The sequence below is a fragment of the Mesorhizobium sp. M0894 genome, from assembly GCF_040319725.1.
Lineage (GTDB): Bacteria > Pseudomonadota > Alphaproteobacteria > Rhizobiales > Rhizobiaceae > Mesorhizobium.
The window spans coordinates 345275-359891 of record NZ_JAMYOG010000001.1; the positions used below are offsets into that span (position 1 = coordinate 345275).

Annotated in this window: 8 protein-coding genes; all 8 read right to left on the reverse strand. The window is 64.2% G+C overall.

Going from position 1 to position 14617, the window contains the following annotated elements:
• Positions 1 to 63 precede the first annotated feature (63 nt).
• The 8 genes from NKH91_RS01745 to NKH91_RS01780 all read right to left on the reverse strand — a co-directional run bounded on the left by NKH91_RS01745 (position 64) and on the right by NKH91_RS01780 (position 14603).
• Positions 64 to 1182: a DNA topoisomerase IB gene (locus NKH91_RS01745; RefSeq protein ID WP_023720248.1), complete on the reverse strand. Its 1119-nt coding sequence runs from the start codon at positions 1180 to 1182 to the stop codon at positions 64 to 66.
• Between the two features lie 109 nt (positions 1183 to 1291).
• Positions 1292 to 2176 carry a transglutaminase family protein gene (locus NKH91_RS01750; protein WP_023720247.1) on the reverse strand — a complete coding sequence of 295 codons (885 nt, stop codon included), beginning with the start codon at positions 2174 to 2176 and terminating at the stop codon, positions 1292 to 1294.
• 7 nt (positions 2177 to 2183) lie between these two features.
• Positions 2184 to 4595, reverse strand: coding sequence for a circularly permuted type 2 ATP-grasp protein (locus tag NKH91_RS01755; protein WP_352845611.1), 2412 nt, complete (start codon positions 4593 to 4595; stop codon positions 2184 to 2186).
• 6 nt (positions 4596 to 4601) lie between these two features.
• Positions 4602 to 7973, reverse strand: a complete 3372-nt coding sequence (locus NKH91_RS01760) for a transglutaminase family protein (RefSeq protein ID WP_352494741.1) — start codon at positions 7971 to 7973, stop codon at positions 4602 to 4604.
• Between the two features lie 448 nt (positions 7974 to 8421).
• Positions 8422 to 9612, reverse strand: a complete 1191-nt coding sequence (locus NKH91_RS01765; RefSeq protein WP_352845610.1) for an acyl-CoA dehydrogenase — start codon at positions 9610 to 9612, stop codon at positions 8422 to 8424.
• Positions 9613 to 9850: 238 nt separating this feature from the next.
• Entirely contained in the window at positions 9851 to 12163 is a 2313-nt protein-coding gene (locus tag NKH91_RS01770) for a Tex family protein (protein WP_352845608.1), read from the reverse strand.
• A gap of 120 nt (positions 12164 to 12283) precedes the next feature.
• Positions 12284 to 13465 (reverse strand): serine hydrolase domain-containing protein, encoded by a 1182-nt coding sequence (locus NKH91_RS01775; protein ID WP_352845606.1) that lies wholly within the window; start codon positions 13463 to 13465, stop codon positions 12284 to 12286.
• A gap of 103 nt (positions 13466 to 13568) precedes the next feature.
• Positions 13569 to 14603 (reverse strand): ABC transporter substrate-binding protein, encoded by a 1035-nt coding sequence (locus NKH91_RS01780; RefSeq protein WP_352845605.1) that lies wholly within the window; start codon positions 14601 to 14603, stop codon positions 13569 to 13571.
• Positions 14604 to 14617: the final 14 nt, after the last annotated feature.

A 14617-nucleotide genomic window follows, 5' to 3' on the forward strand; every position in this document is an offset into this window, starting at 1 on the left:
GGACGAAACACTAGGACCGATCCCGACATGGCGTCGACAAAAAAATACGCCCCCGGTCCTGCGTCATTCCCTCGCCTTCAGCCATCTCAAGACCAGGGCCTCCTCGTCGTCGAGCCCGGCGATCGAGCGCTTGCCTCTGTTGGCGTCCGCCATTTCGCCAAGCAGCCCTCCTTCGGACCAGGCGCGGAAGACTTCCGGATGGATGTAGCAGCGGCGGCAGACGGCGCGCGTATTACCGAGCCGCTCGGCAACCTTGTCGATGACGCCGTTCATCGCCCGCTTTTGTTGTGCCTGGCCTTCCGGGCGTTCGGTTTGCGCAAACAGCGACGCCGCGTGGATGGTTCCGCCCCACGTTCTGAAATGCTTGGAGCTGAACTCGACGCCGGCATTCTCCCTGATATAGCGGTTGACGTCGTCGGAGCGCACCGGATGCCTGTTTCCTTCCTCGTCGAGATACTGGAACAGTTTCTGGCCCGGCAGGTCCTGCGCTCCACGCACGATCTTGGCGATCCGGCGATCGACAAGCTTCAATCTCCATTCCTTGCCGGATTTGCCGATGAAGGCAAAACGCAGGCTCGAGCCCTTGATGTCGACATGGCGGTCGCGCAGCGTGGTCAGCCCAAAACTCTTGTTATCGCGGGCGTAGGCGGCGTTGCCGACGCGGATCATCGTGTTGTCGAGCAGCCAGACGATGGCCGCAACGACGCGTTCCAGCGGCAGGCCGTGACGGCGCAGATCGGCATCGATCTGCCGTCGCAATTCGGGCAGGCTTTCGGCGAAGGCGATGAGGCTCGAGTATTTGACCCCGTCACGCTCCTCCGCCCAGTGCTGATGATAGCGGTATTGCTTGCGCCCGCGCTGGTCCCGACCGGTTGCCTGAATGTGACCGTCGGCATCCGCCGAGATCCACACATCCGTCCAGGCCGGTGGAATGGCGAGCGCCTTGATGCGTGCCAGCGCGTCCTGGTCGACGGCACGTCCGTCGGGCCCTTTGTACGAGAACCCGTTGCCTGAACGCAGCCGGCGAATACCGGGTTCGGTGTCGGCGACATAGTTGAGCGAGGCCCGAACGGCCGAGGCGTGCGCGCCGTTCTCCAGCGCTCCGTTCCGCGGCACCCCGTTCTTTGGTGCAGCTTTCCTAACAGCCGATCGGCCAGACGACGACCCGGATTTGTCCAGCATGTCCTCTCCACGGAATTTCCGTAGATAAGCCGCCTGCTGGCTGCGGGTTCCACCGCCTTTTGATTGCCAGGACAGATTAACGACGACGCCGTGCAACGAGGAGGTGCCGTCACGCCTTTTCGAGCACGACCGGTATGACGTCGACTGCCTGCTCGCCAACCTGCCCGCCCGTGGTTTTCAGCACGCCGACGATCGGCGCCACATCGGAGTAGTCGCGGCCATAGCCGACCGTGATATGATCGTTGCTTGCCCGCATGCCGTTGGTCGGATCGAATTCCTGCCAGCCGGCATCGCGCCCGCACCACACCTTGACCCAGGCATGCATGGCGTCGGCGCCTTCGAGCCGCGGCTTCCCACGCGGCGGGATGGTGCGTAGGAATCCGCTGACATAGCCTGCAGGAATGCCGAGGCCACGCAGGCCGGCGATCATGATATGGGAAAAATCCTGGCAGACGCCGCGCTTCAGGCCGAAGGCGTCGCTGGCCCGCGTCTGCACCGTGGTCGCCTCGCCGTCATAGGTGAAATCGCGGTGAATGCGGTTGCACAGAGCCATGGCCGTGCCGACCGTCGAACTGCTGGCACTGCCTTTCGCATAGGCAGTGATTGCCGGGTCGATGCCGGCATGATCGCTGGCGGCCAGAAAGTGATGCGGCGAAGCCGGCGCCAGCGAGTGCACCGCGCCGAGTTCTTCCCTCAGCCGGCGTAGGTCGGGCGATACGTCGAGCCCGGGCTCCGGCCGCGACACTGAAACACGCGCGCTCATCCTGATGTCGAGCGCATCATGTGCGTCACGAAAGGCGATCGAGGTGACACTGTTGCCGAAAAAGTCGGAAAAGTCGGAGCGTTCGCTGGGCGCCGGCACAAAAGACAGTGAAGCGGCGATGACGCGCTGTACGCCAGGGATGGTCGGCGGCAGCACACGCACCTGATGGCGGCCGCCGCCGGCCGCCGCATCATAGTCGTAACGCAGGTGAAGCCTGATGTCGTAGAGCATGCCGTCTCTATCCGAAATAGGCTTTGGAGAGGCTGTTGTAGAGGCCGCCGATTTCATTGGCGAGATCGCTGAGGGCCTTGGCCGTCATGTCCGAGGGCTCCCTGATGGCGATCGACGTGTTGAGCTGCAGGATTTCCTTGGCCGCCGGCGACATATGGCCTTCACCGCCGACAGAGGGCAGCAGCGCGATTTCGGCCTTCAGCCGTTCGAGCTGGAACAGGATTGAGCGCGGGTTGAGCGGATCGAGCGCCAGAAGGTCGACCACGGTACGCCGTCCCGCCTGCACCGGATATTGCCGGCGGTGGGTCATGACGCTGTCGCCGATCTCCAGCATCATGTCGAGCGCGCCTTCCGGCGCCTCGGCCCTGGTCAGTCGGGCGAGCGTGCGGGCGATCTGGATGCCGCGTTCGAGCCTGCGGCCGATTTCCAGGAAACGCCAGCCGGCAAAGCGGTACATGTTCTCGTGCAGCAGGCCGGAAAACCCGGCCAGCTTGCGCAGGATGACCGTCATTGCCCTTGTCGCGTCGTCGCCCGGCGCCACTGTCACGGCAAATTGATGGATCGTCTTCGACAGGTCCTTCAATGCCAGCCAGCCATCGGGCGAGAAGCGGTCGCGGATCTGCCCGGCGCTGTACACGGCGCTGTCCAGCGTGCCGATGAGCCCCAACGGGATTGCCGTCTCGACGTCGATACCGAACGGCGCGAGATAGTCCCTGATGTCGGCGAGCAGCGGCATCTCGGGATCGGATGTCTCGGCCAGCCGCACGTGGTAGGCGCGCAGGATGCGCACCGTGTCTTCCGATCGCTCGATATAGCGGCCGAGCCATGTCAGGTTTTCCGCCGCGCGGCTGGGCAGGCTGCCCGGCAAGGTTCGGGTGAAGCTGTCATGCTCCTGCGGCAGCAGCGTCTCACGCTCCACCGGCCTGTCGCTGACCACCCAAACATCCGCCGCCTGGCCGCCGCGCTGCATGGCGATGGCCGTCGGGTCGAGCGAGAAGCCGACACGGGCAAAACCGCCCGGCATCACGGTCCAGCCTTCCGGCGTCCGCGCCAGATAGACGCGCAGGCTTGCCGGCCGCGGCTCCAGCCAGCCGCTGACATAGACAGGAGTGGTCGACAGCGTCACCGCTTCCTGGCCGACAAAGTCGCCGCCGTCTTGTTCGATCCGGGCGACGAGCTCGGCCCGTTCCTCGGTCGACAGCGCTGACCCGAGCTTGGTCGAGCCGTCGTCCTCGAAGGCAAGCCGCGTCGACAGTGCCGGGCCGATCACCATGCTATCGATATTGGCGAGCACATGTTCGCGCTCCGTATCCTGCCCGCACCACCATGTCGCGACGGTCGGCAGCAGCAGTTCCTCATTGCGCAGGGCGCGCGAAATCTTCGGCAGGAAGGCGAGCAGAGCGCGCGTCTCCATCAGGCCGGAACCCAGTGCATTGACGGCCGAAACCGCCCCTTGCCGGACCGCTTCGACCAGCCCCGGCGTGCCGATCTGCGAGTCCGACCGCAACTCGAGCGGATCGGCAAAGGCAGCGTCGAGCCGTCGCCACAAGACGCTGACCGGCATCAGCCCCGAAACTGTGCGCACCATCAGCCTGCCGCCGGAGACAGTCAGGTCCTCGCCCTCGAGCAGCATGATGCCGAGATAGCGGGCGATATAGGCATGTTCATAATAGGTCTCGTTCAGCGGTCCCGGCGTCAGGATGGCGACACGGCCGCCGGCTTGCTTGGCCATGCCGATCAGCGCATCGCGAAAACGGCGGAAGAAACCGGCCAAGCGGTGCACATGCATCTCGCCGTAAATGTCGGACAGTGCCCTTGTGGTGGCGACGCGGTTTTCCAGCGCAAAGCCGGCGCCCGATGGCGCCTGGGTGCGGTCGCCAAGCACCCACCAGCGGCCGTCCGGGCCACGACCGAGCTCGAAGGCGCAGAAATGCAGGAAATGGCCGCTGGCAGGCCTGGTGCCGACGACCGGCCGCAAATATTCCGAGCTGGCCGCGATCAATCCAGCCGGCAGAATGCCTTTCTCGACCAGCCGGTTCGGCCCGTAAATGTCGGCGATGGTCTCCTCGAACAGATCGGCGCGCTGGACCAGGCCGGCGCTGATGTCAGCCCATTCCTCCTCCTCGATCAGCAGCGGCACATGCGCCAGCGGCCATTCCCGCTCATTGGCGCCGGCCTTGTCGTAGACGCGGTAGTAGACGCCGGCATCGCGCAGGTACTGGTCGGCGCGGGCAAAACGCTGGGCAAGCTTTTCCGGCCCCAGGTCCTCCAGTGCCTCGATGAAGTGCCGCCAGGCCGGCCGCGGATTGCCCGACGCATCGACCATCTCGTCGACGACGCCGTCGATCGGTTGATAGTGCTCCAGCAGACTGTGGGTCTGCGGCTTGCTGCGCAGCTTTTTGTGATTCCCCTTCGCCATGGCTGATCAGAGTCTTTGCGGCCGCCGAAGGTCAAGGGTCATCGGGAAATCTTCAGAGACTTCTTCGTTGCGCAGCACATAGCCGGACGGAGTATGGCCACGCGGCTCGAAGCGGGCGAGCCGCCGCGCCTCCGCTTCATTGCCGTTGACCGGGAACGTGTCGTAGCTGCGCCCGCCGGGATGTGCCACATGGTAGACGCAACCGCCAACCGCGCGGCCCGACCAGCGGTCATAGATATCGAAGACCAGCGGCGTGTTGACCGGCAGCGCCGGATGCAGGCCCGACGCCGGCTGCCAGGCCTTGAAGCGAACGCCGGCCACCGCGATCTCGCGGTTGTCGGTCACCTTCATCGGCACCCGGCGGCCGTTGCAGACGACGGCGTGACGTTCCGGGTTGAGCCCCTCGGTCTTCACCTGCAGCCGTTCGACGGAGGAATCGACAAAGCGCACCGTGCCGCCGATCGCGCCTTGCTCGCCCATCACATGCCAAGGCTCCAGTGCTTGCCTGAGCTCCAGCTTGATGCCGGCATGCTGGACCTCGCCGCAGAACGGAAAGCGGAATTCGAGCTGGGCGTCGAACCATTCCGGACGGAACGCAAAGCCGTTCAGCTTGAGGTCGTCCAGCACATCGAGAAAATCCGCCCAGACATAATGCGGCAGCATGAAACGGTCGTGCAGCGAGGTGCCCCAGCGTACGAAGCGGCCGTCGAGCGGGTTCTTCCAGGCCCGGGCGATGATGGCGCGCACCAGCAATTGCTGCGCCAGGCTCATGCGCGCGTTGGGCGGCATCTCGAAGCCGCGGAATTCGACCAGCCCCAGCCGGCCGGTCGGCCCGTCCGGCGAAAACAGCTTGTCGATACAGATTTCGGAGCGATGCGTATTGCCCGTCACGTCGGTCAGGAGGTTGCGGAACAGCCGGTCGACCAGCCACGGCAGGGGTGCCGCGCCCTTGTCCGGATGCGGCACCTGCGCCATCGCGATCTCGAGTTCGTAGAGCGAATCGTGTCGTGCCTCGTCGAAGCGCGGCGCCTGGCTGGTCGGGCCGATGAACAGGCCGGAGAACAGATAGGATAGCGACGGATGCCGCTGCCATTGCAGCACCAGGCTCTTCAACAGGTCGGGGCGGCGCAGGAACGGACTGTCATTGGGCGTGGCACCGCCGACGACGACGTGGTTGCCGCCGCCGGTGCCGGTGTGACGGCCGTCGATCATGAACTTGTCGGCGCCAAGCCGCGTCTGCCGCGCCTCTTCGTAGATCGCCGTGGTCGTCGCCACGCAATCCTGCCAATTCGCGGCGGGGTGGATATTGACCTCGATGACGCCGGGATCGGGTGCGACACGGATGACATTGAGGCGCGGATCGTGCGGCGGGCCGTAGCCCTCGATATGCACCGGCAGGCCGATAGCCCTTGCCGCGTTCTCCGCCGCCGCGACCAGTTCGAGATAATCCTCCAGCGCCTCGACCGGCGGCATGAACACACAAAGCCGTCCGTCGCGCGGCTCGACCGAAAGCGCTGTGCGCACGGCGCCGCCGATCTCGGTAATCTCCTGTTCGACGCGGTCTTGCTGGCCGGTAACGGCCGTGAAGGAGACCGCCTGCTGGCGTCGCGCCATTTCGTCGGCGCCTTCCAGTTCGGCCGGAGCGGGCGAAGAAGCAGCACCGGGCAAGATCGCCTCACGCGCCGGCAATGGTCCGCGCGGCAGCGATGGATCGACCGGTACGATATAGGGGAACTGCGCCGGCGGCACATAAGGCAGCGTGCCGAGCGGCAGGCGGTAGCCGACCGGCGAATCGCCGGGCACCAGGAACAGCCTGCCGCGCCGCGTCTTCCACTTCTCCGAGCGCCAGCGCGGTCCGGAAGCCTGGCTGTTCCAGCGCTGGACGGGCAGCACGTAGCCCGACGGCTTGGTCAGCCCGCGTTCGAACACCCGCGCCATGCGGCTGCGCTCCTCCGGGTCCTCCAGCTTCGAATTGGAGGGATCGACATTGTCCGGCAGCTTGCCTTCCTTGAGCAGCCATTCGGCCGGATCCTCATAGGCTTCGCTGACCATCGTCTTGTCGATGCCGAGTTCGTCGGCAATCGCGGTCAGCAGGCTCTCGGCCTGCTTCGGTCCGACATCCGCCTCGCTCTTTTCATGTGCGATCAGTGACGGATCGCTCCACACCGGCTCGCCGTCGGTGCGCCAGTAAAGCGAGAACGTCCAGCGCGGCAGGCTTTCGCCGGGGTACCATTTGCCCTGTCCGTAATGCAGGAAGCCGCCCGGCGCGAAGCGTTCGCGCAGCCGGCGGATCAGCGCATCGGCCTTTTCGCGTTTTGTTGGCCCGACGGCGGCGGTGTTCCACTCGGCCGCCTCGAAATCGTCGATTGAGACGAAGGTCGGCTCGCCGCCCATGGTCAGCCGCACGTCGCCGGCCTGGAGTGCTGCATCGACCTCGACGCCCAGCGCGTCGAGCGCCTGCCAGCTCTCGTCGGAGAACGGCTTGGTGATGCGCGGATGTTCGGCGATGCGGTCGACCCGCATGTCGAAGCCGAATTCGACATTGGCGAAGCTCGCCATGCCGGAGATCGGCGCGGCATTGCGGAAATGCGGCGTTGCCGCGAGCGGCACATGGCTTTCGCCGGTAAGCAGGCCGGAGGTCGGGTCGAAGCCGATCCAGCCGGCGCCCGGCAGATACACCTCGCACCAGGCATGGAGGTCAGTGAAATCGGTCGCCGTACCGGGCGGTCCGTCGAGCGCGACGAGGTCGGGTTTGAGCTGGATCAGATAGCCGGAGACGAAACGCGCGGCGATGCCGAGGTTCCTCAGTATCTGCACCAGGAGCCAGCTCGAATCGCGGCAGGATCCCTTGCCGGCGGCCAGCGTTTCCTCGGGCGAGAAGACGCCGGTTTCCATGCGCACGATATAGGCGATCTCGCGCTGCAGCCGCGCATTGAGGTCGACGACAAAATTGACGGTATTGGTCGCACTGCGGTCGATGGTTTTGAGGAACGCCTGCAACAGTGGCCCTGCCGGTTCCGGCGTCCGGTAGATGGTCAGATCGTCCCTGATCTCTTCCGGGTATTCGAACGGAAACGTCTCGGCCGACGGTTCGACGAAGAAATCGAACGGATTGTAGACCGTCATGTCGGCAACGAGATCGACCTCGATCTTCAATTCCGTTACCGGCTCGGGGAAGACGAAGCGGGCAAGGAAATTGCCGTAGGGGTCCTGCTGCAGATTGACGAAGTGGTTTGCCGGCCCGACCTTCAGCGAATGGCTGAGCACTTTGGTGCGGGAATGCGGCGCAGGCTGCAACCTTATGACTTGCGGGCCCAATACGACCGGCCGGTCGTATTTGTAGTGGGTCAGGTGATAGACGGCTGCCAGAATTGCCATGGTGCCCCTGAAGTCGGCGTTTCAAAAGGAGTTCGCTGAACCCTGACACGAATGCTGACCATTCTCCAAGCAGAGATGTTGCGCTGCACCTAAATTAAGCAGCCTTCACAGCCTCACAAACGGAGCGCCGACCCTGGGATTCCGCAGCGTGGCCGCAGACGTTGCAACGCTGCAGAGCCGAAGGCCGGTGGATCAGCACCGGGCACTGTCCCGCCGATATCGATGATCGGCAACCCGCGCGATGCGTGGTCCAAAAGAGCTGAAAAGAAAACCCGCCTCGGTGGGCGGGTCGCCGGTGCCAATTAGCACCATAGCCAAATTAGTAGCATAGCTGCCGGCACAAAGCAAGAACAAAATGTGGTACCGTCGGCGAAAATTGCCGATCTGCCGCTTTGCGAGGGAAGATGCCAAGCAGTGGCGTCCTGGAAGCGGAGGACATCTGCCAATGCTAAAAGAACGCCTGCAATCCGGTCTGCGCCCGTCCGAGGATCAGCGCATGCACGTCATGGGTGCCCTCATAGGTGTTGACGGTTTCCAGGTTCTGGGCGTGGCGCATGACGTGGTATCCGATCTGGATGCCGTTGCCGCCATGCATGTCGCGGGCCTGGCGGGCGATGTCGAGCGCCTTGCCGCAATTGTTGCGCTTGACGAGCGAGATCATCTCCGGCGCCATCTTGCCTTCATCCATCAGCCGCCCGACGCGCAGGCTGCCCTGCAGGCCGAGCGCGATCTCGGTCTGCATGTCGGCGAGCTTCTTCTGGAAAAGCTGCGTGCCGGCCAGCGGCTTGCCGAACTGCTTGCGGTCGAGGCCATACTGGCGGGCGCGGTGCCAGCAATCCTCCGCCGCGCCCATGGCGCCCCAGGAGATGCCGTAGCGCGCGCGGTTGAGGCAGCCGAACGGCCCCTTCAAGCCCGAGACATTGGGCAGCAGCGCGTCCTCGCCGACTTCGACGCCTTCCATCACCACTTCGCCGGTGATCGACGCTCGCAGCGACAGCTTGCCGCCGATCTTCGGCGCCGACAGCCCGTTCATGCCCTTTTCCAGGACAAAGCCGCGAATCTCGTTGTCATGCGCGGCCGATTTTGCCCAGACGACGAACACGTCGGCGATCGGCGCGTTGGAAATCCACATTTTCGAGCCGGAGATCCTGTAGCCGCTCGCAGTCTTTTCGGCCCGCGTCTTCATGCCGCCCGGGTCGGAACCGGCATCAGGTTCGGTCAGGCCGAAACAGCCGATCCATTCGCCCGACGCCAGCTTCGGCAGGTATTTCTTGCGCTGCTCTTCCGAGCCATAGGCGTGGATCGGATACATCACCAGCGACGACTGCACGCTCATCATCGAGCGATAGCCGGAATCGACGCGCTCGACCTCGCGCGCCACCAGCCCGTAGGTGACGTAATTGGCGCCGAGCCCGCCATATTCCTCGGGAATGGTGATGCCGAGCAGACCGGCCTCGCCCATTTCGCGAAAGATGCCGGCGTCGGTCTTCTCCTCGAGATAGGCTTCCTCGATCTTCGGAGCGAGCTTGTCGGCGGCAAACGCCGCGGCGCCTTCGCGCACCATGCGCTCGTCCTCCGAAAGCTGGTCCTCGATCAGGAAAGGATCATCCCAGACGAATGCGTTCTTATCGGCGGCCATGGCTCTCGGTCTCCCAAACTTATGCATGTCGCCCAAAGCTTGCCCGCGGGCCTGACCCGAGGGTGTTGAGCAGCTTGGGGATAACGACATGCATCAAACAGAAATCTTGAAACGCGCGGCTTATCGGCTCCCGTCCTGAAAAAATCAAACGAAATAGCTTCGCCGACCCATGAGCATTGGTGATGGATCATCAATGTCGAGCGCCGCCGTATGACCTGCCACAGCCCGGCTCGCGAAATTACTTCCGCTTCAACGCATCGGCCAAAGCGGCGCCGAACGCGCCCTGCTGCGCCGGCCGCTCCGGCTGGCGTTGGGGCGTGGGCGCGCGCGGCACCGGCCTGTTGCCATTGTCGCGCGGCTTCGGTGCGCCACCGTCGCCGTCCTTGCGCATCGACAGGCCGATGCGCTTGCGCTTGATATCGACGTCGACGACACGCACCTTGACCACGTCGCCGGCCTTGACCACCTCGTGCGCGTCCTTGATGAAACGGTCGGCCAGTTGCGAGACGTGCACCAATCCGTCCTGGTGCACGCCGATATCGACAAAGGCGCCGAAGGCCGCGACATTGGTGACGGTGCCTTCAAGCTGCATGCCGGGCTTCAGATCCTTGATGTCGTCGATGCCGTCGGCAAAGGTCGCGGTCTTGAAGCCGGGGCGCGGATCGCGGCCGGGCTTTTCCAGCTCCGACAGGATGTCGCGCACCGTCGGCAGGCCGAAGCGTTCATCGACGAAGACGCGCGGATCGAGCGCCTTGAGTGCGGCGCTGTCGCCCATCAGCGAGCGAACGTCGCGCCCGCAGGCCGCAACGATCTTCTTGGCCACGCCATAGGCTTCCGGATGCACCGCCGAGGCATCGAGCGGTTCGGTGCCGTTCGCAATGCGCAGGAAGCCGGCGCATTGCTCGAACGCGCGGGGTCCAAGGCGGGACACCTTCAACAGTTCGCGGCGGCTGGCGAACGGGCCGGTCGCATCGCGATGCGCAACGATCGCTTCGGCCAGCGATGCGCCGAGACCCGAAACCCGCGCCAGAAGCGGCGCCGACGCCGTGTTGAGATCGACACCGACGGCATTGACCGCATCCTCGACCACCGCCTCAAGCGAGCGGCCGAGGCGGTACTGGTCGACATCGTGCTGGTACTGGCCGACGCCTATCGACTTCGGCTCGATCTTGACCAGTTCGGCGAGCGGATCCTGCAGGCGCCGCGCGATCGACACCGCCCCGCGCAGCGACACGTCGAGGCCGGGAAATTCCGCCGCCGCCGTTGCCGACGCCGAATAGACCGAGGCGCCGGCCTCGCTGACGATCACCTTGAGCGGCTTCGGCCCGGACCCGGCCGGCATATCAGCCAGCATGTCGGCCACCAGCCTTTCGGTCTCGCGGCTGCCAGTGCCGTTGCCGATCGAAATCAGCTCGACCTTGTGCAGCCGGATGAGCTTCGCCAGTTCGGCCTGCGTGCCGCGGACATCGTTCTTCGGCGGGAACGGATAGACCGTCGTCGTCGCCAGAACCTTGCCGGTGCCGTCCACCACCGCCACTTTGACCCCGGTGCGGATGCCCGGATCGAGGCCCATCGTCGGCCGTGAGCCGGCGGGCGCGGCAAGCAGCAAATCCTTGAGATTGCGGGCGAAGACATGGATTGCTTCCTCCTCGGCCCGCTCGCGCAAGTCCCGCATCAGATCGAGCGTCAGGTGCAGCGACAGCTTTATGCGCCAGGTCCAGCCGGCGACCTCCATCAGCCAGCGGTCGCCTGGCAACTGGCGGCCGATGGCGTAGGCGTCGGCGATCATCCGCTCGACCGGTTTCACCGGTGACACATCGTCGGCATCGACCTCGATGTCGAGCGACAGCACCTCCTCGTTGCGGCCGCGCAGCATGGCCAGCGCGCGATGGCTCGGCACGTTGGCCCAGCGCTCGACATGGTCGAAATAGTCGGAGAATTTCGCGCCGGCCTCCTGCTTGCCGTCGACGACGCGCGAGCGCAGGAAGGCGCGTTCCTTCATATAGGTCCGCAACTTGCCGACCAGTTCGGCATTCTCGGCGAACTGTTCGGACAGGATATCGCGCGCTCCCTCGAGCGCCGCCTTGGTATCGACGACGTCTTCGCTGATATAGGCCAGCGCCAGCTCGGCCGGTACGGCCGTACGGTTGGCGAGAATAGCTTCCGCCAGCGGGCCCAGCCCACGCTCGCGTGCGATCTCGGCCTTGGTCCGGCGCTTCGGCTTGTAAGGCAGGTAGATGTCTTCGAGCTCGGCCTTTGTGACGGCCGCAGCGATCTTTGCCTCAAGCTCTTCCGTTAGCTTGCCCTGCTCGCGGATCGAAGCAACGATGGTGTCGCGGCGCGCGTCGAGCTCGCGCAGATAGGCGAGCCGCTCGGCGAGGTCGCGCAACTGCGTGTCGTCGAGGCCGCCGGTGACCTCCTTGCGGTAGCGGGCAACGAACGGCACGGTCGCACCGTCGTCGAGCAAGCCGATCGCCGCCGCGGCCTGTTCGGGCCGGGCGCCGATCTCGGCGGCTATGATGGTTGCGATGCGCTTGATGTCGGATGCCATGTCGATCCTGCTGTTTGTCGAAAAGAGACGCGACCATAGGCGCAGAGCACCGATGCGCCAACCGCGCCATTTTCAACCCGGCGAGAGGTCCACAGGAAAGGTCGGGCTGTCTGGATCGGATCAGACCATCCGGCTCAGCGCCTCGAGGAAAGAAATCATATCCAAATCGAGCGGATCGTCGACCGGTACCGGCTGCGACGACATCTTTGCGATTACCATTTCGGCCTTCGGATTGACGTAAAGCCACTGGCCGTGGATGCCGATGCCGCAGAAGGCGCCGCTTGCCGCGCCCGTCTGGTACCATTTGTTGCGATAGCGGCCACGCGGAAACAGGAACGCCATCGTGCCGCGTTGCCAAGCCTCGGCGTCACCGCCAGTTTCGGTCGTGTCGCGCACCCAGCTCTCCGGCACGATACGGCAGCCATTGGCCATGCCGCCTTGCCGCATCATCTCGCCGACCCGGGCGAGGTCGCGCGGCGTCACCGAAATGCCGCCGGCCGCACGCGCCGTGCCTTCCATGTCCACGGTTACCGAAGCTTCGCTGACAGCGCCGAGCGGCTCCCATAATTTCTCGCGCATCAGATCGGCGAAGCGCCGGCCCGACGCACGTTCGAGCAGGATGCCGAGCAGGTCGGAATTGGGCGAACGGTAGCGGAACGTCCGGCCATGCGGCTCGGCCAGGCCCTGCAGCGTCATGAGGAAAGTGGCCAGGCTCTCGGTGCCCCCGCCTGGATTCCACAGCATGGCGCGGCGATAGCGGGCGAAGGCGCTTTCCGGATCGAGATAGGCCTCTTCGAAGTCGAGGCTGACACCCATGTCGAGCACGTGCCGCACACTCGCATCGCCATAGGCCGAGCCGGCAGCTTCGGGCAGATAGCGGCTTACCGGAGCCTGCGGATCGAAAATCCCCTCGCCTGCCAATATCCCGGCAACAATCGCGGTCAGCGACTTGCTGATCGAAAAGACGATGTGGCGCGCCCCGAACTCCATATGCGGTGCGAACCAGTCGCCGACGAATTTGCCGCCTTTCATGATCGTCAGCGCGTCGGTATCGGAGCGCTTGAGAAAAGCTGCGACAGTCTCCGCGCCGCCTGCAAGAGCGACCTTTTCACCAAGTAGCTCGCCGAAATCCTGCGCCGGCGCCTCGCTGCTGCCCGGCTTTGCCGCCACGGCAGCGCTCGGCACCAGCTCGCCGGCATTCTGGAACGACCACCGGCTGAACGGGCTTTCCCGCCAATTGCCGAGCAGCACCTGGTTTCGGGCAAAGCCATATCTGGTTTCGAACGCGGTCTTGCCGGCCATTGGCGCTTCCTTCGGTCTTTGGGTTCTGGGCGAGCGCCGCGGCGATGGCGTGTACGGCCGATCGCCGGAAAAACCCGGCGGCAATGCCGCCGGGTGGGCCGGGTTACTTCTGTAATTCGGTCCAGATTTTGCTGTAGATGTCCTGCACCTCCGGGGAACACAGTCTCTGCAGCTCGCCACGCGCTTTGACGGCTTCCGGGATAATGACCTCCGGCGCGTCCTTCATGTCGGCCGGCATGTACTTGTCCGAACCGGCAATGCCGTTGGCATAGCGGTGGAAAGCCGACAGGCCGGCGGCGTTCTCCGGATCCATGATGAAGTTCTGGAACAGCTTGGCGTTCTCGATGTTCTTGGCATCCTTCAGGACCATGACATTGTCGCTCCAGAGACCAAAACCTTCCTTGGGATAGAAATAGTGGATCTTGGGGTTCGCCAGCCGCTGGCGCAGAGCCGAGCCGTTCCAGTCGCTTGTCGCCTTGAAATCGCCTGCGCCCATCTTCTCGATTGTGTTGTATTCCATAGCAATCCAGTTCGGCTTGGCCGCGACAAGCGTGTCACGCACCTTCTTCAGCGTTTCCTTGTCGCTGGCGCATTGCGCGCCGCCGACATATTTGGTCGCCGCGAACATGACATCGTTCATTTCCGGCACGACGTTGACCTTGCCCTTCAGTTCGTCGGGCGTGTTGAAGATGATGCCCCAACTGTTCGACGGCCCGCTGTAGACATCGGTGTTCACCACGATGCCTACGGTGCCCCAGGCCCACGGCACGGAATATTTGCGGCCGGGATCGAAATCGGGATTGGCCCATTCCGGCGCCACATTCTTGAAATTCTCCATCTTGCCCGGATCGGTTTCCTGGACGAGGCCTTCCTTGATCCAGATCGGCACGAAGGTTTGTGAGGGTACCGCGATGTCGAAGCCGGTGCCGCCCTGGCGAACCTTGGCCAGTGCCGTGTCGTTGGAATCGTAGTCGGTGATGGTCACCTTGACGTTGTATTTTTGCTCGAACTTCTTGATCACGTCGGGGCTGGTGTAGTTGCCCCAATTGTAGATGTTCAATTCGCCGTCGGCGCGAGCCAGGCTCGTCGAGGCGAGCAATGCCAACCCGATGGCGGTCGCTGTTGTCTTCCAGTTCATGTTCTAACTCCCAT

Excerpts from the sequence above, each read along its gene's own strand:
- NKH91_RS01775 (WP_352845606.1), bottom strand. The coding sequence starts at position 13,465 with ATGGCCGGCAAGACCGCGTTCGAAACCAGATATGGCTTTGCCCGAAAC.
- NKH91_RS01755 (WP_352845611.1), bottom strand. The coding sequence starts at position 4,595 with ATGGCGAAGGGGAATCACAAAAAGCTGCGCAGCAAGCCGCAGACCCAC.
- NKH91_RS01750 (WP_023720247.1), bottom strand. The coding sequence starts at position 2,176 with ATGCTCTACGACATCAGGCTTCACCTGCGTTACGACTATGATGCGGCG.
- NKH91_RS01760 (WP_352494741.1), bottom strand. The coding sequence starts at position 7,973 with ATGGCAATTCTGGCAGCCGTCTATCACCTGACCCACTACAAATACGAC.
- NKH91_RS01745 (WP_023720248.1), bottom strand. The coding sequence starts at position 1,182 with ATGCTGGACAAATCCGGGTCGTCGTCTGGCCGATCGGCTGTTAGGAAA.
- NKH91_RS01780 (WP_352845605.1), bottom strand. The coding sequence starts at position 14,603 with ATGAACTGGAAGACAACAGCGACCGCCATCGGGTTGGCATTGCTCGCC.
- NKH91_RS01765 (WP_352845610.1), bottom strand. The coding sequence starts at position 9,612 with ATGGCCGCCGATAAGAACGCATTCGTCTGGGATGATCCTTTCCTGATC.
- NKH91_RS01770 (WP_352845608.1), bottom strand. The coding sequence starts at position 12,163 with ATGGCATCCGACATCAAGCGCATCGCAACCATCATAGCCGCCGAGATC.